Origin of the sequence: Stieleria maiorica, from assembly GCF_008035925.1 — a bacterium.
GTDB lineage: Bacteria > Planctomycetota > Planctomycetia > Pirellulales > Pirellulaceae > Stieleria > Stieleria maiorica.
In genome coordinates this window covers 2,022,612-2,044,164 of the sequence record NZ_CP036264.1, presented here as the reverse complement: position 1 = coordinate 2,044,164, position 21,553 = coordinate 2,022,612, and the positions used below count along the sequence as shown (strand labels likewise).

Below are 21,553 nucleotides of genomic sequence, written 5' to 3'. Positions count from 1 at the left end.
TGGCAGAGCGTACCCACGGATGTCAATGATTCTGGAGTGGACCGGGGCATGGTCCGTGGGGACGGTCTTCCACCGATGAGACAAGTCCGCTCAGCGTTACTTGCCCCAGTACGTGCGAATGTTTCGCTCTCCGGCGGCGAGTTCCTGTTGTCGCCGTTTGAGGTACTGGTGTGAAATCTCGCGTGCTTTGGCGCGGTCGGCTTCGTCATAGTCCCAGAACTCTTGCACGATTGCCTCGCAATCCGGGTAGTGGCTGCCGTCGTCACCGACGCGTTGGCGTAGTTCGGCGAGTTGCGATTTCAGCTGTTTGGCCAAATCGGCGTGTTGGGGATCATCGTACAGGTTGCGTGTTTCCTGGGGATCGTTGACCAGATCGTACAACTCCCATCCGGCCGGGGTCTGGTAGCCGCCGTCGTAGTTGCATCCGTAGTAGTAGATCAACTTGTGCGTTTTGGTGCGGATCCCCATGTGACCGGGATTGTCGTGGTGCGCCATGTGCATCCAATAGCGATAATAAGCGGCTTGTTTCCAATCCTCGGGCTCTTGGCCGGATTCCAGCAACGATTTGAACGAGCGGCCTTGAACGGTCGACGGGATTTCGGCATCGGCAAATTCCAGCATGGTCGGCCCGTAGTCGACGTTTTCGATGATCGTGTCCAATCGCTGTCCGGCCGGCACGGTCTTGGGGTAACGCACCAGGAACGGCATCCGCTGGGATTCCTCGTACATCCAACGTTTGTCCTGGTAATCGTGCTCGCCCAACATGAAACCTTGATCGCCGGTGTAGATGATCACCGTGTTGTCCATTTGGCCGGTCTTTTCCAGGTGGTCGAACAGGCGTCCCAGATTGTCATCGATGCCTTTGACACAGCGAAGGAATTTCTTCAGGTAGGCGTTGTAGGCCAATCGAGTGTTTTGCTCGTCGCTGTAATCGGCCGGGTCATAGTTCTTGGGAAATTCGTTGGGATAAAGCGAAGGCAAGTCCCCCAGATAGGACCGGCGTGGGTTGCGGCCGCCGATCGAGGTTCCGATATGGGGCACCAATTCGTCGTCGGCACCGCGGGTCGCCAGCGACCCGAACAACGGGCCACGATCCCATAGCGTTTCGGGTTCGGGAATTTGAACATCGGCCAAATACGACTCGTAGCGCGCCGCATTGTCAAAGTAGTCGTGGGGTGCCTTGTAATGGTGCATCAAGAAGAACGGTTTGTCCTTGTCGCCCCTCTCCGTCAGCCACTGCAGCGACAGGTCGGTGATCGCGTCGGTGACGTGTTTGCCTTTGAAGCTGATCAGATTCTTGCCCCACGGTTTGTCGCCGCGGATGCGAAAATCCGGGTCGTGGTATTTGCCTTGCCCGGGCAAGACACAGTAGTGGTCAAAGTCCGCCGGCTCGTCTTTCAAATGCCACTTGCCGATCATCGCGGTTTCGTAGCCGGCCTTGCGCATCTGGATCGCCAGCATCTGCTTGCCCGGTTCGACTCGGCCGGAAAGATCAAAGGAACCGTTGATGTGATTGTACTGCCCGGTCAGCACGCAGGCTCGAGAGGGCGAGCAGATCGAGTTGGTGCAAAACGCATTGGTGAACAACGTACCTTCGCTGGCCAGACGATCGATGTTGGGTGTGGGGGCGACCGTTGCCAAACGACCGCCGTAGGCGGAAATCGCGTGGGCCGCATGGTCATCCGACATGATGTACAAGATGTTGGGCCGCACAGTGCTGGTGGGTTCGCCGCTTGTGGGTTCGGCACTCGGGGGTTCGGCGGCAACGCCCTCAGGCAACATCAGTGCGGTGGAGAGTAGAAGGAAAACGCAGTATGCGACGCGGTATCGGGTCATCATCAATTCAAACGTGGGGAGTGATCGAGTGGATGTCAATCGAGTGATTCGAGTGGCCCAGCAGTATAATGCGGCCGGTGCGATGGACCATCGATCGGCAACGGATTCCGGTGAATGCAGAGAAAGTCATTTTCCGATCCATGCCAACGCACGGCTGAATAGAAACAATCGATGGATCGGGCTCCCCTCTCCCCCGGAACTCTGGCGAGCTCCAGCGAGCCAGAGTTCCGGGGGAGACGGGCAGGGGGTGAGGGGGATCCAATCAATCCATCGACATTGCGCATCCCGGAACCGCCTTCGTTATCATCATTTGAGATTCCTGTTTCGGCTCCGCTTAATCCAATTCTCCTTTGCCTCCAACCTTGCCAAACCTCGCCGATGAAACCGACCTACCTGATCGTCCTTCTGCTCGCGATCCCATTCACGCCGCCGATTCTTGCCCAGGAATTAAGCCAGGCGGTCAACGACGACTATGAAGCGCACCTGGCGGATCTGTTCGATCACTTTCACCGCAATCCCGAACTGTCGTTGGTCGAGTACAAGACGGCGGCGCGGATGGCCCGCGAGATGCGGGCGGTCGGGTTTGATGTCACCGAGGGCGTCGGCGGCACCGGCGTCGTGGCATTGCTGAAGAACGGTGACGGCCCGACGGTGATGATGCGGGCCGACATGGACGGATTGCCGGTCGAGGAGAAATCGGGGCTGGCCAACGCATCCGAGGCGACGCAGCGGAGCCCGATCACGGGTGAGTTGGTTCCGGTGATGCACGCCTGTGGTCACGACGTGCATTTGACCAGCCTGGTCGGAACGGCACGCTACATGTCGCGCAACCGCGACGATTGGAAAGGCACGCTGATGTTGATCATGCAGCCGGCCGAAGAACGTGTGCTGGGGGCTCGTGCGATGAAACAAGATCGGTTGTGGGAACGTTTCGGCGTGCCCGATGTCGCACTCGCCTTTCATGTCACCTCACGCGACCGATCCGGTTTGATCAACGTTTCCGAAGGCAGCCCCTATGCCGGGGCCGACACCGTCGACATCATCATTCACGGCGTCGGGGCTCACGGTGCGAGTCCGCATCGGGGGAAAGACCCGATCGTGTTGGGCAGCCAAATCGTCGTCGCGTTGCAGACCCTGGTTTCCCGAGAGATCGCGCCACGGGTTCCCGGCGTGGTGACCGTCGGATCGTTTCACGCCGGAACCAAGCACAACATCATCTCGGACAAGGCGCATTTGCAGTTGACGGTCCGCAGCACAAGCGAGGAAACGCGTCAGACGCTGTTGGATGGCATCCGCAGGATCGCAACCAACATGGGCCGCGTCGCTGGGCTGCCCGATGACAAACTGCCCGAGGTCATCGTGTCCGAGGAAAGTGTGCCGCCGACGAGCAACACACCCGAGCTCGCGCGGCGGTTGCGAGCGGCTTGGCAAAAACACCTGGGCACCGATCAAGTCATCGACGAGCCTTCCAAGGGCATGGGCGCCGAGGATTTCCCGATCTTCACCGTCAATCCGACGATCCCGGCGGTCTACTGGTCGGTCGGTGGCACGCCGCAAGCCGACTTTGACGCCGAGGCAGCCGGCGGTGCCCCGGTGCCGAGCCATCATTCGCCGCTGTTCAAGATCGAAGCACGGCCGGCGGTGACCCGAGGGGTGGAGTCCACCGTGGTGGCCTTGATGACGCTGCTGGGAACCGATGACGCGTTATGAGTGAGGGCGGCCTACTCCATTTCCCCGTCGCTGATCACGGCGTCGTCGACGCTGCGGGCGATCGTGATCGCGTCCCGGATGGACTGTTTCAAGTACTTCGTCTTGTCCTTTTCACCGACAAGTCCGCAGGACAGATACGCGGCATAGATTTGTGCTGCCGCCTGCACGATGACACTCTCGCTGTGCTGCAACGTGATGTGCTTCTTCGCCATGGTTTCCCGTTCCTGTTTATAAGATTCTGTTCGTCAAGATCGCCACAAATAAAAACGGCCATCGCCGCGATTAGCACGCCGATGGCCGCGTCAGTGTAGCACAGGAGACGTCCGTGTATTGACGGTCTTACGTCGCTACCTTCGCCAGAAGGTGGATCTCGTGTCACATCCACGCTCTGGCGAGCGTAGCTACGTGGAAGTCACCTTCCCAAACTAATTCCCCGTCTGACTCTTGATCACCAGATAGGGTTTGCTGGGGTCGGTGACGGCAGGCCACGGGGGAGCCAACTTGGGAACGTCCCAAATCAGTTCCTGCTTTCGATGGACGGTGAAGCGAAGACTGTTCTGTCGCCCCAGGCCGAAGTACCAACGCAGTTGGCCGCCCATTTCTCGGGCTTCCAACAACAACAACACTTCCGGGTTGTTCGTGTTTCCCTGGCAAAAGGCGAACATCGCGCCGTCGACGATGCCCCGTTTTTCGCTCTGGTAGCGAAAGATCGGTTTGGGCAAGCGACGCAAATTCCAGGTCGATGTCGGATCGCTCCGGTCTTCCGCTTTGGCGACGAATTCTTCCGCGATCGCGTGCATCTGCCGTGAACGTTGGAACGCTCGGTCGCCGGGTTCGGGGGCATCGGTCAACAACTTCATCTCCAGGCCCTTGCCGGTCGACCAGGCGCGCGATCCATACCGCGTCATCGTCAGCGGCGATTCGCTGAGCGATTGCAGTTCGGTCGCCATATGGGTGTGGGGCGAAAACCACTTGTAGATCGATGCGATCGCCTCGGGCCGACCGTCGAGCGTCCAAATGTAAACGTCGCCGTAGATCTGTCCCGAGACCGGATTGGTCCAACGCAACAACGGCTCCGGTTCACATTTCAGTTCTTGCGTATCGATGAACAGTTCCAATGCTTCCGCTTCCGCCTTGGCCAATTCGATCGCCCGCCGAGCTTGTTGTTCGGTCGATTCTTGCCCCCAGGCGACACAGGAAACCGCCACCCAAACCATGGCACAGAAAACTCGCATAGGTCACCTTCATGTCGTCGATTGAGCCGGATCCCGAAGTCGTCTTGATTGACACGCAGACGCCAACTTAAGACGCATCGTCTATCGCGTCAAGCAAATCATGCATGCCGGCGTCACTCCTTGCGGAAATTGGTAAGAATACACGCACGCAGCGCCGGCTTGTGAGTCTGGACGACAGTTGCTCTTTGGCTTGCGATTTGAGCTCGTATTGCGCATCGAGCGCGTATTGATCAAAAAGCTAACGCTGTCCGGCTAGGCTTTGTCCCTAAACCGGGCAAGGGTCGTATGTGGTAGCGGAATTCGCCAAGAATTTCGGCTATTCCCGTGTGGACTGCTGCGAGTCGAAAGCCTTGGCGGCTTCCGCTACGGGTTGAGGGATAAAGCCTAGCTTTTCAGGTCAACACGCCCGATGCCGTACCGCAAGACTCGGAGGCCTTGTTCGTAAAATTCGTCTTCGAACCGCAATCCCGACTTTTCCAGGACACGGATCGAAGCATGGTTGTCCGGCAGCACCAAGCCGATGATCCGCTGTAGGCCGATTCTTTCGAATCCGAACTTCACGCTGGCACGCGCCGCTTCGGTGGCCAATCCCCGGCCCCAGAATTCGGGCAAAAAACGGAATCCGACATCGACTTCTTCCAGTTCGGGCAATCGCTTGAGACCACAAAAGCCGATCATTTGTCCGGTTTCATTGAGGTAGCATCCCCAGCGACCAAATCCGACGTCATCGAAATCCGGGTAGCAGCGCAGTGACTCTTTCGCTTGATCGAGGGACTCGGTCAACGGTTCGTGAGTGTACCGCATGACTTGCAGGTTTCCGTTCAGAGCGAGAAAGGATTCCGCGTCATCGACGGTCATCGCACGCATGGAAAGTCGCGCGGTGCGTGGTCCGGTTCGATAGACGTTCATGGTCGGTGTATTGTAAATTTGAGATGCGATGAGTGGGTTTTGGCGCCCCGACACAGCCAAGAATCCGCCAGAATAAGCGAATCGTCATCGGCCCCGCTGCGCTTCTCTACGTGAAAGGATAAAACAGAAATGGCAAATTTTGTCGAACCCCAGACTCCAGGAAGTGAGCCACCGCCGCAGAGTTCCGGATCGGGCAACGGTTGTTTGTGGGGCTGTTTGATCGCCGGCGGACTGTTCATCGGATCCATTCTGTGCGCCGGATTCGGCGGTTATTGGTTCCTCAGCAACCAGATCGCCAAGTACACCTCCGACACACCGGTGCAACTTCCGACCGTCGAGTACTCCGAGGAAGAGCTCGCCAAACTGGACGCCCGTGTCGAATCGTTTCGGGATAAGCTGGACGCCGGAGAGACCCCGGAAGAAGACCTGATTTTGACCGCCGACGACATCAACGCCTTGATCAGCAGCAATGAAGATCTGAAAGGCAAGGTCTATGTCAAGATCGAGAACGACCAGGTCGAAGGCGACGTGAGTTTCCCGCTGGACAAACTGCCGATGGGCAAGGGCCGCTATTTCAACGGTTCGGCGACCTTCAACGTTTCCATGGACGGCGGCGTGTTGATCGTCACGGTGGATCAGGCCGAGGTCAACGGCGAGCCGGTGCCCGAACAGTTCATGGAGGGGATGAGGCAGGAGAATTTGGCCAAAGACGTCTACAAAGACCCCGACAACGCGAGATTCATGAGCCGGTTCGAAGACATTCGGGTCGAGGGTGACAAGTTCATCCTGCGAGTCAAACGCGGTGGCGAAGGCGGCGTGAAAACAAACCCGATGATGGAAAGCGGGGAAGAAACTTCGTCCGAGCCCGAGGCGTCCGATGTCACCCCCGAGGGAGACGCGTCCCAAGAAGACGCGTCCCAAGAAGACGGGGCGTCGGAAGCCGAAACGACCGAAGCGGCCAGCGAATAGTCCCCGTGCTTGCTCCCAATCACGACGACTTCCTCGCTGATACTACGGGGCACCAAAACGAGTAAACCAGTTCCGTTACTCTAAGACAAGACGCCAGCGGCCGAGCCGATGCCGGAGCACGATTACGAAGGGTCACGCGACGAATTCATCCGGATGCTGGCCGAGCAAGGGGAGGAACCGGCGTTCATCACTCGCCGTCGTCGGCTGGACGCGGCGATCGAGCAGTTGCGATGGACCTGCCAGACGCACCGGCAAACCTTGCTCCGCGGCCCGCAATTGCACCTGCGAAAAATCGCGACGATGATCGACGGCGACTGGTCCCGGCTGGCGTCGCGGTTGGCTGTGCCAATCCAGTGGCGTGTCTATGCATCGTTGCATGAAACCATCAATGCAGACTCCCAGCCGCCTGCCTGGGCCAATCAAGGACTTTGGGCCGTGCCGATCGATCGACCGCTTCGCGATCTCGCCCGCTCCGTCGATCGATTCAATCGAGACTGGGAGGGCTATCTGAACCGATTCGATTTGGATCCGATCAACCAGACCATCGCGGATTTCAACGAGTACTATGTGCTGGAGAAGGCCTGTGCGTTGGGCCGCGAAGACCTGGCGCGGCTGGGATTCCAGCCGATGTCGCTGCTGACCCCCGCGTCCTTGCAGGCCGAGTTCCCCACCGTCGAATTGCCGCGTTTGCGATAACCCCGCTTTCTACCTCGTTCCAAGGCTCCGCCTTGGAACGCGATGGCTGGCGTGGCTCCTGCCACATTCAATGCGTGCCGTCAGAGGCGGAGCCTCTGGGAAGCCCCGTTCCCAGGCGGAGCCCGGGAACGAGACGCTCGCCATCATTCTGCCCCGTATCATTCTGCCTTCCTTCTCTCACGAATCGTTTTGCCGCATCTCTCCTGATCACAACGCAACACTCCGAAACCCGCTACACTTACGGCCCCTCCGTTTTCCTCTGCCGATCGATCGCCGCACGTGCCTCGCTCGGTCCCTCCTCGGAATCAGAAAGGATCCCTCTTGGTACCGACGACAACTCGATTGATGCGGCCTGTCATCTCCCACTGCTTGATGCTGACGCTGGCACTTGCGGTCGGTTCCACAATCGGCCACGCCGACGAACCACCGGAAGTGACGGTCTCGAACATCCGTCGCGTCTTTCACAACGGCCAACACAACGCGTTCACGGATCTGGTGCGGTTTCGCGGCCGGTATTACCTCGCGTTTCGCAGCTGCCCTGATGGGCATATGGTGCACCCCACGGCGTCGATCATCATCTTGGCCAGCGACGACGCCCGCCAGTGGCATCAAGTGCATCAATTCCGCGTCCAGCACCGCGACACGCGCGATCCGCACTTTCTGGTCTTTCAAAACAAACTGTTCGTGTACACGGGCACCTGGTACAGCGGTGAAACGACGATCCCGGTCAAGGACTACGACCTCAACCTGCACCTGGGCTATGCCGTCTGGAGCGAGGATGGCCAGAACTGGCACGGCCCCACGTTGCTGGAAGGAACGTTCGGTCATTACATTTGGCGGGCGGCTGCGCATGGCGGCAAGGCGTATTTGTGCGGCCGAAGAAAAGCCGATTTCGAAGTGGGCCCGCGGGGCGAAGGCCACACGGTCGAGTCGTTGATGCTGGAAAGCGACGACGGATTGATCTGGCGCAAACGGGCTGTCTTTCAAGAGGTCCAGGGCGATGAAACGGCGTTCCTGTTTGAAAGCGACGGAAGCGTGATCGGGATCGGACGACGCGGCGGTGACAAGGCGCAATTGTTGCGTTCGGAGCCGCCCTATCAACATTGGGATCGTCAGGAACTGGACCGCTACATCGGCGGACCGTTGATCGCTCGCTGGGGCGAGCACATTGTCGTCGGAGGGCGGAAGTCGATCGGCGGCAATGGCCCCAAAATGTCGATGTACTGGCTGGTCGATGATCGGTTGCACGAATTCGCCGAGCTTCCCAGCGGAGGCGACAACTCCTATCCCGGCTTGATCGCGCTCGGACCGACCCGAGCGATCATGTCGTGGTATTCGTCCCATGAGAAAGACGAATCGGGCAACACGATCACAGCGATTTACATGGCGGATTTGGAAATCGGTTCGGCCGAGCGAGAGAATTGAGAGTGTCCGCTCAGGTAGGCAGAGCGAGTTGCTTTGCACACGATTCGCAATCTTTCGCTGCCCAACGTAGCTACCTTCGCCAGAAGGTGGTCCCCATTGTTCCCCCCTCCTCGTTCTTTACCACGCCCCGGCGATCGTAGCGACATCGGCGCATCAGCGACTCGGATAGCCTATCCAACCTTATCGAAATAAAACCATGAAACGAATTCTACAGGCCGTTGGACCGGCGATCATTGTGGCGGCCGTCGTGCTCGGCCCCGGTTCGATTTTAACCAGTTCCAAAGTCGGTGCGTCGTTGGGATTGCTGGGGCTGCCGGTCGTCTTAGGGGCGACGGTGTTGATGATCGCGATGGTGGCGTTATCGGCCCGGTTGGGCGCGGTGTATGAAACGAGTCCTTGTGACGAATTGGCAAGTCGGCTGGGACGCCCCGTGTCGGTGGTGATCGGGTTGACGCTGTTCACTCTGGTCGCGTTTTTTCAATCGTCCAACAACATCGCGCTCGTCGGCGGCGTGGAACCGATGTTCGGCGATGCACCGCTATCGCTGGCCGCACGGACGGTGATTCTGTTGTTCGTCAATGGGCTGGTGATTTCCAGCTTGTACCTGCTGAAGAACCTGTACCGCAGCGTCGAGGGGCTGATGAAGCTGCTGATCGGCATGATGACGTTGGCGTTCCTGTTCAATTTTGTCGTCATCTTTGTCAGCCCACCGGATTTCGAACGCGTCATGCCGGAAGCGTCGCCGGATTTGTTCGCCCTGTTGGGCATGATCGGGACGACGTTCTCGGTCGGCGGCGCGTTCTACCAAGCGTACTTGGTCAAAGAAAAGGGCTGGGGGATTGGTCAAGTGCGTCAGGGGCTGATCGATTCGATCGTCAGCATGACGGTGCTGGGGTTGATCACGTCGATGATCTTGGTGACGTCGTGGCGTGTGTTTTATGGCAACCCGAATGCCGCGGCGTTGGCCTCGGTCGGGGATGTGGCGCGGCAATTGGAGCCGCTGTTCGGGGCGTCGGCCAAACTGATTTTCTGTACCGGGATCCTGGCCGGCGCGCTCAGTTCGTTCCTGGTCAACGCGTTGATCGGCGGGACGGTGATGTCCGATTCGCTGGGCAAAGGCGCCAAGCTGGATGACAAGTGGCCGCTGCACCTGACGACCGCTGCGCTGTTGGTCGGAATGGGTGTGGCGATCGCGTCGTTGGCCCGCGAAGGCAGCACGGTCCACCTGATCACGATCGCCCAGGCCTGCACGGTGCTGGGGATCCCGGCTCTGGCCGCCGCGTTGATCTATCTGGGCACCCGAGCGGAACTGACCGGGCCGCGCAAGGTCCCGCGGTGGATCATCACGCTGGCGGTGATCGGTTTTCTGGTGTCCTGTGGCTTGGCCTGTCTGACCGCGAACAAGGTCTACGAAAAACTGAACCCGCCGGCGGTGAAGGAAGTGGGATAGTGCTCTGTCAGTGGCGGGATTTCGGGTTGCGTTTGGAGAGTCGCCGTGTTCTCCGAACTCGGCGGAGCGCGCAATAGCGAAGCTTTACTCCGCGCCGGCCTCGGAGAAGACGGCGACGGTGTAGCCCGAGCGTCTAAGGTCTTGGCGACTTCCGCTACGGATCGACCGGCAACAACTGGATCGCGTCGACGATGACGTGGCCGTCGGTGTCGCGGTTGTTGATTTCGATTTCCGCCGCACCGTTGGCAAACGCGAACTTGCCGGCCGAAGCGAACGCGCCGTGGTCCGGCTTGCGACGTTGATCGACCTTCACCGTTTGGGATTCGCCGCCGCTGCGGATAATGACCGGGACATTGGTCGCCCGGTTGGCGTTGGGGGAATAAGCGATTCGCAATTCGTACGTTCCCGACTGTTTGATTTGAACGGGAAACCGAATGCTTTGGTGCCCCTTGTCCGTATCGCCATCGTGCCGGTAGCCGGCGGCGACGAATGGACCGATCATCTGGCTGGTGCCTTCAAACCCGGACCGTTCGGCGTCTTCGTCATCGACGACGATTCCGGGAAGTGATTTGGGGGCGATGGACGTTGCCGGGCGTCGAACCGGCCCGGTCCATTCCAGAACTTGGTCGTCCGCCAGCAGCCGCTGCTGGAACGCGTCATAGTCGATTTGCTGGACAGGGACATCGGCCGCGATCGACTGCATGGCGGCGGTTGCCGAGGACTGGCCCAGGACCATGAACACGGGTTCCATGCGGATCGAGCCGAACGCGATGTGCGTGGCGCTCAAGCAGACCGGGACGAGCACGTTTTCGCAATGCTCCGCTTTCGGCGTCAATGATCCGTAAGCGATCGGATAGGGTGAGAAGCCACCGACCTGGACGTCTCCTTCGTTTCGGGCGTGCCCCTGGTCATCGACGTAGCGTTGGACGTTGTGCGAGTCCATCGTGTAGGCGGCCATCCCGACCGCGTCCTCGGCGACCGTGCGTCCTTGGCAGTGGTGCTGCGTCATCACGGTCGCTCCGATCATGCGTCGGGCTTCACGCACGTAAAGTTGTTGTTGCCAGCCGTCTTCCCGCTCGAATTCATCGCGGCACATGCCCCAGCGGGCGACTTCGTTGCGAATATGATCGGGCACGCGGGGGTGGTTGGCCAAGGTCCACATCAGACCCTTTTGATAGTCCCGGTGTCGCCGGATGATCGCTTCTCGATCGGCATAGCTGGCTTCAGGGTACTCGTAGTTTTGCCCGATAAAGTCGGTCGAAAATCCGGTCCGATTGTTGGTGTCGGTCTTGCGATTGGGCATGCTGGAATTGATCCACGGCATCCCGCGTTCGCCGGCTTCGAAATTCCGCAACAACAATTCGAAGTCCAACGGATCGTAGTGATCGGGTTTGGCAAAGGGGATCCGGTTTTCGGGGTGATCGGTCAAGCACATCCGGAAACAGAACGCTTGAACGCGATGATCACCTCCCTGTTCCTGACCGGGACCCTCGGGGTCAATTCCGGGCAGCAGCCCACTGCTGGCGTCGCCGGGGACGACGTAGGGATCGACACCGCGGGCGAACTGATGGTGCCTGGCATGACGCGTTTGGACGCCGTTGAGCGTTTCGTCGTAATCGGCGTTGCTTTCGCGTCCGACGGTGTACGGGATGCCCGCGCCGGCCAGCAGGTCGCCTTCGTAGGTTGCATCGATAAAGACACGGCCGCGGTAGGTTTGGCCGCCTTCGGTTCGGATCGCCACGACCCGTTTGCCGTTTAATTCGACGCCGCGAACGTGTTGGTCGGAATCGGACACGCCCGTCCGATCGAGACGCTGTTGGTAGACGACCGGGATCTCGTACTCGCGGACAAAGTCCTGCATGATCGTCAGCGCCGCCGACGGTTCAAACGTCCACATCGTGTCTTCTTGAGCCCCGGTCCGTGTTTGGCCGCTGTCGCGATATTCATCGCGTCGTTGCCATTTCCAGTGCTCCGGCTGGTCATAGTATTTCCGCACGCGTTGATAGAATTCGCGGGCGATTCCGCCGATGGCCGCCTTGTTGCCGATGTCGGTTTGTCCCAGCCCGCCGGTGGTCAGACCGCCGATCCTGCGTCCCGGTTCGATGACCACGACCGAACCGCCCATCCGTTTGACCTGGACCGCCGCCGCGATTCCGGCGGAGGTGCCGCCATAGATGACGACGTCATAGAGTTCTCCTTCGGCGGCGCGGACCGTCGACGGTGTGGACAGGCAGATCAGTAGGATGATGGAGAAAACGTTTCGGACGCGATGATGGTTCATGCTTAGGGAGTTTAAGAGGCTAAATGGTGTGAGATGAAATGGACCGCGCTGCAGAATTGTCGCGACACTCGCCAGAGCGTGGACGACGTGGGGAACCACCTTCTGGCGAAGGTAGCCACGTCAGACAGAAAAGCTCGTGTTACTGCGACACTTGATCTTACTTCGACACCTGATCGAGAAGTTTGAGCAAGGTTTCACGCACCTTCGGCTCGGCGTCGACCGCCAGATAGCTCGACTTGGCGCGCCAGGTTTCATAGCCGCCCCAGGCGTGTTGCTGTGGCGTCGGCAGGTAGCCGTTGTAGCCGTTGGCCAATTCGATCGTGAAGGTCGGCTTCAGCGGGCTTTGTTTCTTAATCGCCAAACCGGTTTCGACGAACGTTTCACAGGGGGTGCTAACAATCCCGAGGCCGCCGATGCGGATCGCTTGCAGTTTGACTTTGACGGTCGCGGGGTATTTGGCCAGATCCAGCGTTTCGTTGGCATAAATCAATCGGCGGTCTCTCCAGGGCCCCGGGCCGGCTTCGGCGATCAGTTCTTCCGCACGCGCGACTTCCTCGGCATCGGGCCGCCGGACCCCGAGTTCGATTTCGGTTTCCTGCATTTTTAGCGGCACCCAATCTTGGTATTCGATGCGTTGGTAGGCGACCAGGGCCGAAGCCGCGACATCGGCGGCGACCAGACGAATCTGTTCGAAGGGCTGCTGACGCTCGCCGCCTTCAAAGAAGTTGATGTTGTTGATGTCGCCGCTGGTCCCGTTGGTCATCGCGGCGACAAACGCGGGCTTGGTTTCGGCGGCGTCGATCAGCTGCGAAAACTGGCGGGCGAATTCGCCGAAGTAATCCGCCGACAACGACTTGGCCGGCACGCCGCCGACGTAGTGCAGCGAGTAGTTGGCCCACACCGCGATCGGCCGACCGTCGGTCGACTGGACCGCCAACACGGGCACTTGCGGATCGATCGGCCCGGCCGGTTGCAGCAGACTTTTGCTGTTGGCGCTGGGGTTCATTCGGACCTTGTCCGTCCCGCGATCGAACGGGTCGGCCAGCGGATTGCCCGGCCGCAGGAACCAACGGCGGTTGAACACCTGACGTGGATTGTTTCCGATCGCCCAGCCCACACGAGCCGGTTCCATTTGCGAGTGGGCTTGGACGATGCCCTCGGCGATTCGACCGGTTAGGAATTCCAGATAATCATCCTGGACGATGCTTTGAAAAGTCGGCGTCGCCGTGACCGCAGTGTGGGTGTGTGTGGCCGAGCAGAGGATGTGGTCGGTGGGAATCCCGGTCTGCTTGGACGCTTGTTGTTTTGCCGCGTCAAAAATCGATCGCGGAATCATGCAGCTGTCGCAAGTGACCAATGCGATCGTCGACTGGCCATCGCTGAGCACCAGAGCCCGCGCGTGCAAGGGGTCGTGCGCGGCATCGGCCATTCGGTGCGTCATACTGCCAGCCGAACTGACGGGAAACTCGGCGGGTGTGATGTCGATCGCGTAGGCGCCGGCGCGAAACTGCTTGGCGGGAGATTCCGCGTTGCCGGCGTGGCAGAAAACGAGATTCAGTGAACCGAAGAGTGCCGCAACGAGTGACAGCCGAATTCGAAACGACGTGGTCATGATCGGAGGTTTCCGTGGAGGGGGCTGGGGACGCGGAGGTGGATGGCGGGAGAAAAGTGACAACGCGTGCTGATCGCCGAGTTCGATCTGGCCGCATGCCGGCAGATCACGATAACAGGATGGAGTGGTAAGGTGGGTGGGCGTCGGCGGGAACAATCGGAATTGCGATCGGCTATGCTATCTGGTCCTGTTGGCAGAAGCAACTTTCTCGATACGATCCATGACAGGCGGGACGCCTCTCCCACAGTTAGCTGGACAGCGCCACATTGCAAAAGAAACATCCTAAATCGCCGGTCAAACGAAGCTACCTTCGCCAGAAGGTGGATCCCCGGGGTTTCCACGCTCGCATCGAGCGACGCTACGTCAAAGTGGCACTGTCGCGTTAGTTACCCATGCCGACACCGAGTGGAACTGCCGCAAGACCGATCCCTTGGCTGTTCAGCCGGTCGGTCGACTTGATGACGTTCGGCGGCAGTGCGCTGTTAGCCTTTGCGATGCTCGGGATCGGGGGTGTCTTCGGCTGGCTTCATCAGGACACGCCCAGTTGGGCCTGGGTCGTCGCCATTTTGCTGATCGATGTTGCCCACGTTTATGCAACGGGGTTCCGCGTTTATTTCGACCGCGACGAACTCGCCCGGCGACCATGGTTGTACACGTTGACGCCGGCCTTGGCATTCGCCATCAGCTGGGCGGTATATTCGGAAAGCGTGGATGCATTTTGGCGTTGCCTGGCCTACCTGGCCGTCTTTCATTTCATCCGCCAACAATACGGTTGGGTGGCGTTGTATCGCAGCAAGGGCGGTGAAACGAGTCGCTGGGGTCGCTGGATCGACACGTCGGCGATCTACTTGGCGACCGTGTATCCGCTGGTCTATTGGCACAGTCATCTGCCGCGTGAATTCTGGTGGTTTCGGCCCGATGATTTCGCATCGTTTTCGCTGGACTGGTCGGCGTGGCTGGCGCCGGTCTATTGGTCCGCGATGGCAGCTTACGTCGGCAAAGCGATCTGGTTGGCGGGGGCAAAGCGAAAATTCAATCCCGGCAAGGACCTGGTCGTGGCGACCACCGCTCTGTGTTGGTACATCGGAATCATTACCTTCAATTCCGATTATGCGTTCACCGTGACCAACGTGATCATCCACGGCATTCCGTACATGGTCCTGGTTTATTGGTACCACCAGAGTGCCGCACAAAGCCAACAAAGACCGCTACCCGGTGTGGCGATGCGATTGTCGCGGTTTGTCGGCTTGATTTGGATCCTGGCCTACGTCGAAGAACTGGTGTGGGACCGCGGGGTCTGGCACCAGCGGGAGTGGCTGTTCGGTGCGCCGTGGAATCTGCAGTCGGTCGAAGTGGTCTTGGTGCCGCTGCTGGCCGTCCCGCAAATCACACACTACGTGCTGGACGGATTCATCTGGAAGCGGCGAACGAGCAAGCGGCTCGCAACGCTGGCGAGTCCGGCGGGGGAGTGAGGTTACTCGCGAGTGTTGGTGTCTAGCCTTTAGGCGACTTCGAGGATTGGTTTATCCGGTTGTCGAAGACAACCGAGCGACGGCCCGGAAGGGCCATCGTACGTTTCGGAGGCGACGGCCCGGAGGGGCCCTCGTACGGTAGAGGATTTGATCGTAGCGGAAGTCGCCAAGACTTTCGCAAGACGCGGGCCCTCTCTGGCGTTTGCTTGCTGCGCAAACGCCGTCTCTCCCAGTGGGAGAGAATCTTCAGCCTACCGCTTGGGGCGAAAGCGGTGGTTGCCTTGCTTGGCGGCGCGGTGGGTTTCGACCGTGTCTTGCTCGATTCCCGGATCGGCTTGTTGGTCAAGCCAAGCGTCCAGCTGGCCACTCAGCTTCGTTTGGATCGCGGCGACACCGGAGCTGCCGGCCAGATTGTTCATCTCGTAGGGATCATTCTCCAAATCGAACAATTCCTCCGACGGACGCAATTGATAACGCTGGATCAGCCGCAACGCTTTTTCGTTATCGAACGATTCAAAGACCCACGTCTGCCAATAGATGTTGTTCAGTTTTCCGTTCCCTTTGATTCCCATCAAATGTTTTTCGATGTACAGGTTTTGATTCTGCAGGTTGCGGATGTAGTGGTATCGCCCGTCACTAATCGATCGGATCGGGTACGGGGGGCCTTCGGGGACGTTGTTGTGCACGCCATAAACGTACTGGCGATGCTGGTCGGTTTGACCGCGCAGGACATCGGCAAAGCTGGTGCCGTCGAACAATTCCGCCTCGTGTTCGATGCCTGCCAAATCCATCAGCGTCGGCAAGACGTCGGCGTATTGAACCAGGGCGTCGGTCCGCTTGCCTGGCTGGATGATGCCGGGCATTCGCGCGATCAGCGCGGTGTGGACGCCCGTGTTGTAATTGGTCCATTTGTTGCCCGGGTACTGCGACCCTTGCTCGGACGAAAACAGCACCAGCGTGTTATCGGCCTTGCCGGTCGCATCGAGCGTGTCGAGCAATTGGCCGACTTGGGAATCCATGTAGGTGATTTCCGCCAGGTAGGCTCCGAAGGCGCGGCGGGTTTCCGGCGTGTCGGCGATGTTCGGCGGCAGCTTGATCGATTTGGGCGGGTAGGCGCTGGCGTCCCCCATCACCCAGGGCACGTGGGGCTCGACGAGTGCGACGACCAGACAAAACGGGTCGTCGCTTCGCGACATGAATTCAGCGGCCGGGGCGATCTGGTGCTGCTGCGTGGGGTCGCGGACGCAGTTTTTGTCGAAGCCGCCGACCGATTCAAACGGAAACGCTTGGCGTGGCAGGACGTGAACCTTGCCGGCCAGTCCGACGCGATACCCCGCCGCGCCCAGGTACTGGGGCATGCTTTCGATGTCGCTGTGGCTGGCCGAGTGGTTCCAAGCACAACCGTTGCGCATCGGGTACAGACCCGAATAGAGTTCGGCACGGCACGGTTGGCACATGGCTTCGGACAAGAAGGCCCGGTTGAACGTCAGCCCCTGGCTGGCCAAGCGATCCAGGTTCGGCGTCTTGGCGTTTTCCCCGCCATACATCGGCAGATCGTTGTAGGTGCAGTCATCGGCCAAGATCACCAACACGTTGGGCGGTGCGGCGGCATGGGTGGAGCCCGCGAAGAACATGGCGAGCAGGCCGAGCAGCGGGAGGAGTTTCATGGGCGTTGCGGGAGTCGGGAGTGAGGAGTCGGGAGTGAGGAGGCTTTCACACTCATCACGAGGTGGCTTGTCGTCTCGCTGGACAGCGCGACTTTGATGTAGCTACGCTCGCCAGAGCGTGGCCCCCGGGGGATCCACCTTCTGGCGAAGGTAGCTACGGTTGAGTGGAGATCAGGCGATGATTTCGTGGATGGGATCGACGGGTTCGACGCCGACCAGTTTTTGTTCCAGTCCGCCGTAGAAGTACGACAGATGGTTGGGGTCCAGTCCCATCAGGTGCAACACGGTCGCGTGCATGTTCTTGACGTGCAGCGGGTTTTCGACGGCGGCCGAGCCGAGTTCGTCGGTGGTCCCGAACGACATGCCGCCCTTGATGCCGCCGCCGGCCATCCACATCGTGAACCCGAACGAATTGTGGTCGCGTCCAGAGCCTTTGGCGTATTCGGCGGTCGGCTGGCGGCCGAATTCGCCGCCCCAAACCACCAGTGTTTCGTCCAACATTCCGCGTTGTTTCAAGTCGGTCAACAGCGCCGCGATCGGCAGGTCGGTTCGTCCGGCGTGTCGATTGTGGTTCAGTTCCAAGTCGCCGTGGGCGTCCCAGTTGTCGTCGTTGTGTGCCCCGCCGCTGTAGAGTTGGACGAAGCGAACACCGCGATCGACCAGACGACGGGCGATCAGACAACGGGTGCCGAAGTCGTTGGTCTCTTCGCGATCGATCCCGTACATCGACAGCGTCCGCTGGTCTTCGGTCGACAAGTCGACGGCTTCGGGGGCAGCCGATTGCATTTTATAGGCGAGTTCATAGCTGGCGATCCGAGATGCCAAATCATCGTTGTCGCTGCGGGTTTCCATATGCCGTTGGTTGGCAGTTTGGATCGAATCGATCAACTCGCGTTGCACGTCTTGCGACATGCCTTTGGGGCGATCCAGATTCAAGATCGGTGCACCTTTGGTGCGGAAGACGGTTCCCGCATAGGTCGCCGGCATGTAGCCGCTGCTCCAATTCTTTGCGCCGCTGATCGGGCCAGCCTTGGGGTCCAGCATGACGACATAACCGGGCAGGTTTTCGTTGACCGAACCCAGGCCGTAGGTCGCCCAGGATCCCAGTGCGGGGCTGCCGGAGAGGATTTTTCCGCTGTTCATCATCAGCATCGCCGAACCGTGGATCGGAGAATCCGCGGTCATCGAATGCAAGAATGCGATGTCATCGACGTGGTTGGCCAAGTTGGGGAACAGCGTGCTGACGTACTTGCCGCATTGCCCGTACTGAGAAAACTCCCAACGCGGTTCGACGATCCGACCGCCGCTTTTGCGCCCGCCGCGGCCGAACGTCTTCACATCGACGGTCTTGCCGTCCATGCCGGTCATCTTGGGCTTGTAATCGAAGGTATCGATGTGGCTGGGGCCGCCATACATGAACAAGAAGATCACGCTTTTCGCTTTGGGGGCGAAGTGCGGCGGTCGTGCGGCCAAGGGGTTGGCACCGCTGACGTAATCCGACGCCGACAGAAAGCCGTCTTGCGAGAGCATCGATGACAGTGCCGCGGCGCCGAAGCCGCCACCGGTTTGCCAGAGGAACTCACGACGCGTTCGGCCGCAAAAGTTTCGCGTTTGATTTTTCATTTCAGTTCCGTCAGTCAGTCTACAAACAAAAATTCGTTCCAGTTCATCACGCTCAGGCAATACAGCGTCTTGGCCCGCGCGGCGTCCAATTCGTGTTGTGTTTGCAAGCGGGTGACCAAGGCATCACCGTCGGCGATCTCGGCGTCGGTCGCATCGCGGGCCAGGACGGCCTGGATCACACGGCGGACCATTTCGCGGTTGTCGTCTGAGGATGCTTCCACGCTGTCGGCCAGCTTGGCGGCCTGCTGGGCCGCAAAGTCACCGTTGAGCAGCGAAAGGGCTTGAGCCGGTTGCAGCGTCATGAATCGCGCTTCACACGTCTGGTCGGGATCGGGGAAATCGAACGCGGACAACATCGGCGTCAACAGAGATCGTTTGACGTAGATGTAGACGCTGCGACGATTCTGGTCGCGTTGGCTGGATTTGCCCCAACCGCTGCCGGGTTTGGATTGGCCGGCCAGCACTTCGGGTGATAGCGTCGGATAAACGCTCGGCCCATAGACCGCGGTGTTCAGCGAGCCGTTGGCGGCAAGCATCGAATCACGAATCTCTTCGGCGCTCAAACGTCGCGGATCGAACCGCCAAAACAATTCATTGTCGGGATCGGCGGCCAACGACGTCTCGTTGCCTTGCGAGGACATTTGATAGGCGCGGCTGGACAGGATCAGCCGGTGCATACTCTTGATGCTCCAGCCGTCTTGCATGAACCGGTTGGCCAAGAAGTCCAGCAGCTCGGGGTGCGTCGGCGGGGTGCCGAGTTGTCCGAAGTTGTTGCTGCTGCGAACGATGCCGCGCCCGAAATGGAATTGCCAAATCCGATTGACGATCACGCGGGCGGTCAAACGGTTGTCTTCGCTGGCGATCCAATCGGCCAGAATGCGTCGGCGTCCGGCGGAACGATCGGTCGTCGATTCGGTGTCGGGCAACGCCGGCGGGGCGTCTTCGAACAGGGTCGGGAACGCGGGCGAAACCTCATCGCTGGGCGAATGGGGGCTGCCGCGATAAAGCACATACGTCGGCTCGTCGATCTTGCGATAGGTCGCCAATCCCATCACTCGTTCGCGTTCGGGCAACGCCTTCAACTCTTTGGCGTTCGCCTTGAGTTGCTCTTTCAGTTCCTGGTATCGGTCCCATTGCTGGTCGGTCAAATTCGCCTGCAGCTTTTCGTTCAAGACACGGTTGCGATCGCGTTTGGCTCCTTCGGTGGCGCGTTGATCGGGGGCGGACATCTTTGCGATCCCGATTTGTTCGATCTCCTGCATCTGTTGCTCGATCGAGCGACGTTGCTGGTCGTTGGCGGCATAGCGTGCTCGCAATTCGTCCGAGCTGACGTCGATCTGGCTGAACGTGTTCAGATCGCTGCGGCTGGCGTAGGGCGTGAGGTCCTCGAAGAACGACAGCATGCTGTAGTAATCTTTCTGCGGGATCGGATCGATCTTGTGGTCGTGGCATCGGGCACAGTTCATCGTCAATCCCAAGAACACCTGGCCGGTGGTCAGGATGATGTCGTCCAGGCCGTCGAAACGCGCCTGAAGTTCGTCGGCGGGCTCGTCATCCCAGATGCCTAGTCGATAGTACCCGGTGGCCGTCAACGTCTCTTTGGTCACCTGATCCAATTCGTCACCGGCAAGCTGCTCGCGGATGAATTGGTCGTACGGTTTGTCTTCGTTGAACGACCGAATGACATAATCGCGAAACTTCCACGCGTTCGCTTTAGGGCCGTCGCGTTCAAAGGAATTGGTCTCGGCAAAGCGAACCAGGTCCAACCAATGACGTCCCCAGCGTTCGCCGTAGTGCGGTGAATCGAGCAGGTGTTCGGTCACCCGTTTGAATGCCTGCGGCGAATCATCGGCGACGAAAGCGTCAACTTCGGCCTTGGCCGGCGGCAAACCCGTCAGGTCATAATAGACGCGGCGGATCAATTCACGTTTGCCTGCCGGACCGTTGGGCTTCAAGTTGGCGTTGGAGAGCGAATCGTAGATGAATGCATCGATCGGATTGGCTTGCCACTCGGCCGATGCAACTTCTGGCGGCGTCGGATCGGAAAGCGGTTCAAACGCCCAGTGATTTTCCCATTCGGCGCCCGCGGCGATCCACTCGCGCAGCAATGCGGCTTCTTCTTCGGTGACCGGATCACCTTCGGGAGGCATCCGCTCGAATTCGTCCTCGGTCGTGATCCGCTCGATCAACAGGCTCGCATCGACTTCGCCCGGCACGATGGCGAAGCTGCCCGATTCGGTTTCTGCCAGCGCCGCATCGCGGCTGGTGAATTCCAACCCGCTTTCCGCTTCATCGGGGCCGTGGCAGGCGTAGCATTTTTTTGCCAGAATCGGTTGGATCTGTTTTTGAAAGTCAATTTTCGTGGTCGCCGCACGGACCATCGGCCCCGACAGGCAGGTCAACGCGGCGGCGATCAGCAGGCTGATTTTCAAAACGGACTCACAATGGGGCTTCATAATGGTCTCGCCGGGGGCGGGCAATTTCCCACGAGGGTGTCAGCCCAAGTGGCGGTTGATTCGAGGCGGGGGGGGTGGAGGCTCGCCCCGTGAATCTGGGGGCGGCCGAGCGAGGTCGTCACAATCGAGACGCGCCAGCGGGGCAAACGCGCGGCAGACCGGCACTCGGCATCACGGTGGGATGTACAGTTTACCATTGTGGCCCAATCCCC

At 59.5% G+C, this 21,553-nt stretch carries 15 protein-coding genes; 6 read left to right on the top strand and 9 right to left on the bottom strand.

The features are described from left to right. Positions 1–96: 96 nt before the first annotated feature. Positions 97–1,836 (bottom strand): sulfatase family protein, encoded by a 1,740-nt coding sequence (locus Mal15_RS06910; protein ID WP_233903321.1) that lies wholly within the window; start codon positions 1,834–1,836, stop codon positions 97–99. A gap of 378 nt (positions 1,837–2,214) precedes the next feature. On the opposite strand from Mal15_RS06910, the gene Mal15_RS06905 reads away from it, so the two are divergent. After that, positions 2,215–3,546, top strand: a complete 1,332-nt coding sequence (locus Mal15_RS06905) for an amidohydrolase (RefSeq protein WP_147867089.1) — start codon at positions 2,215–2,217, stop codon at positions 3,544–3,546. Positions 3,547–3,557: 11 nt separating this feature from the next. Here the strand turns inward: Mal15_RS06905 and Mal15_RS06900 are convergent, their stop codons facing one another. The 3 genes from Mal15_RS06900 to Mal15_RS06890 form a co-directional block, all read right to left on the bottom strand. Beyond that, on the bottom strand, positions 3,558–3,758 hold the full coding sequence (locus Mal15_RS06900) for a hypothetical protein (RefSeq protein WP_147867088.1): 201 nt from the start codon (positions 3,756–3,758) through the stop codon (positions 3,558–3,560). A gap of 213 nt (positions 3,759–3,971) precedes the next feature. Beyond that, positions 3,972–4,781 carry a hypothetical protein gene (locus Mal15_RS06895; protein WP_147867087.1) on the bottom strand — a complete coding sequence of 270 codons (810 nt, stop codon included), beginning with the start codon at positions 4,779–4,781 and terminating at the stop codon, positions 3,972–3,974. 384 nt (positions 4,782–5,165) lie between these two features. Next, entirely contained in the window at positions 5,166–5,690 is a 525-nt protein-coding gene (locus Mal15_RS06890) for a GNAT family N-acetyltransferase (RefSeq protein ID WP_147867086.1), read from the bottom strand. 129 nt (positions 5,691–5,819) lie between these two features. Between Mal15_RS06890 and Mal15_RS06885 the strand changes: the two genes are divergently transcribed. From Mal15_RS06885 to Mal15_RS06870, 4 genes are all read left to right on the top strand, one after another. Beyond that, positions 5,820–6,659: a hypothetical protein gene (locus tag Mal15_RS06885; RefSeq protein ID WP_147867085.1), complete on the top strand. Its 840-nt coding sequence runs from the start codon at positions 5,820–5,822 to the stop codon at positions 6,657–6,659. A 108-nt stretch (positions 6,660–6,767) separates the two neighbouring features. Beyond that, positions 6,768–7,355, top strand: coding sequence for a hypothetical protein (locus Mal15_RS06880; protein ID WP_147867084.1), 588 nt, complete (start codon positions 6,768–6,770; stop codon positions 7,353–7,355). A gap of 345 nt (positions 7,356–7,700) precedes the next feature. Then, positions 7,701–8,780, top strand: a complete 1,080-nt coding sequence (locus Mal15_RS06875; RefSeq protein ID WP_147867083.1) for a hypothetical protein — start codon at positions 7,701–7,703, stop codon at positions 8,778–8,780. Between the two features lie 196 nt (positions 8,781–8,976). After that, positions 8,977–10,230: an NRAMP family divalent metal transporter gene (locus Mal15_RS06870; protein WP_147867082.1), complete on the top strand. Its 1,254-nt coding sequence runs from the start codon at positions 8,977–8,979 to the stop codon at positions 10,228–10,230. Between the two features lie 154 nt (positions 10,231–10,384). Here Mal15_RS06870 and Mal15_RS06865 read toward each other — a convergent pair whose 3' ends face one another. Both Mal15_RS06865 and Mal15_RS06860 read right to left on the bottom strand, forming a co-directional pair. After that, positions 10,385–12,511: an FAD-dependent oxidoreductase gene (locus tag Mal15_RS06865; RefSeq protein ID WP_147867081.1), complete on the bottom strand. Its 2,127-nt coding sequence runs from the start codon at positions 12,509–12,511 to the stop codon at positions 10,385–10,387. 157 nt (positions 12,512–12,668) lie between these two features. Next, the gene (locus Mal15_RS06860) at positions 12,669–14,123 is read right to left on the bottom strand and encodes a neutral/alkaline non-lysosomal ceramidase N-terminal domain-containing protein (RefSeq protein ID WP_147867080.1); all 1,455 of its coding nucleotides are present in this window, start codon (positions 14,121–14,123) and stop codon (positions 12,669–12,671) included. Positions 14,124–14,515: 392 nt separating this feature from the next. On the opposite strand from Mal15_RS06860, the gene Mal15_RS06855 reads away from it, so the two are divergent. Beyond that, positions 14,516–15,595 carry a hypothetical protein gene (locus Mal15_RS06855; RefSeq protein ID WP_147867079.1) on the top strand — a complete coding sequence of 360 codons (1,080 nt, stop codon included), beginning with the start codon at positions 14,516–14,518 and terminating at the stop codon, positions 15,593–15,595. A 251-nt stretch (positions 15,596–15,846) separates the two neighbouring features. Here the strand turns inward: Mal15_RS06855 and Mal15_RS06850 are convergent, their stop codons facing one another. The 3 genes from Mal15_RS06850 to Mal15_RS06840 all read right to left on the bottom strand — a co-directional run bounded on the left by Mal15_RS06850 (position 15,847) and on the right by Mal15_RS06840 (position 21,341). Continuing rightward, positions 15,847–17,262, bottom strand: a complete 1,416-nt coding sequence (locus Mal15_RS06850; RefSeq protein WP_147867078.1) for a sulfatase family protein — start codon at positions 17,260–17,262, stop codon at positions 15,847–15,849. A 171-nt stretch (positions 17,263–17,433) separates the two neighbouring features. Next, positions 17,434–18,885: a DUF1501 domain-containing protein gene (locus Mal15_RS06845; RefSeq protein WP_147867077.1), complete on the bottom strand. Its 1,452-nt coding sequence runs from the start codon at positions 18,883–18,885 to the stop codon at positions 17,434–17,436. Between the two features lie 14 nt (positions 18,886–18,899). Continuing rightward, complete coding sequence (locus tag Mal15_RS06840) at positions 18,900–21,341, bottom strand: PSD1 and planctomycete cytochrome C domain-containing protein (protein ID WP_147867076.1); 2,442 nt, start codon at positions 21,339–21,341, stop codon at positions 18,900–18,902. Positions 21,342–21,553 lie beyond the last annotated feature (212 nt).

Coding starts and splice junctions, on each gene's coding strand:
- Mal15_RS06910 (WP_233903321.1), bottom strand. CDS start 1,836: ATGACCCGATACCGCGTCGCATACTGCGTTTTCCTTCTACTCTCCACC.
- Mal15_RS06905 (WP_147867089.1), top strand. CDS start 2,215: ATGAAACCGACCTACCTGATCGTCCTTCTGCTCGCGATCCCATTCACG.
- Mal15_RS06900 (WP_147867088.1), bottom strand. CDS start 3,758: ATGGCGAAGAAGCACATCACGTTGCAGCACAGCGAGAGTGTCATCGTG.
- Mal15_RS06895 (WP_147867087.1), bottom strand. CDS start 4,781: ATGCGAGTTTTCTGTGCCATGGTTTGGGTGGCGGTTTCCTGTGTCGCC.
- Mal15_RS06890 (WP_147867086.1), bottom strand. CDS start 5,690: ATGAACGTCTATCGAACCGGACCACGCACCGCGCGACTTTCCATGCGT.
- Mal15_RS06885 (WP_147867085.1), top strand. CDS start 5,820: ATGGCAAATTTTGTCGAACCCCAGACTCCAGGAAGTGAGCCACCGCCG.
- Mal15_RS06880 (WP_147867084.1), top strand. CDS start 6,768: ATGCCGGAGCACGATTACGAAGGGTCACGCGACGAATTCATCCGGATG.
- Mal15_RS06875 (WP_147867083.1), top strand. CDS start 7,701: ATGCGGCCTGTCATCTCCCACTGCTTGATGCTGACGCTGGCACTTGCG.
- Mal15_RS06870 (WP_147867082.1), top strand. CDS start 8,977: ATGAAACGAATTCTACAGGCCGTTGGACCGGCGATCATTGTGGCGGCC.
- Mal15_RS06865 (WP_147867081.1), bottom strand. CDS start 12,511: ATGAACCATCATCGCGTCCGAAACGTTTTCTCCATCATCCTACTGATC.
- Mal15_RS06860 (WP_147867080.1), bottom strand. CDS start 14,123: ATGACCACGTCGTTTCGAATTCGGCTGTCACTCGTTGCGGCACTCTTC.
- Mal15_RS06855 (WP_147867079.1), top strand. CDS start 14,516: ATGCCGACACCGAGTGGAACTGCCGCAAGACCGATCCCTTGGCTGTTC.
- Mal15_RS06850 (WP_147867078.1), bottom strand. CDS start 17,262: ATGAAACTCCTCCCGCTGCTCGGCCTGCTCGCCATGTTCTTCGCGGGC.
- Mal15_RS06845 (WP_147867077.1), bottom strand. CDS start 18,885: ATGAAAAATCAAACGCGAAACTTTTGCGGCCGAACGCGTCGTGAGTTC.
- Mal15_RS06840 (WP_147867076.1), bottom strand. CDS start 21,341: ATGAAGCCCCATTGTGAGTCCGTTTTGAAAATCAGCCTGCTGATCGCC.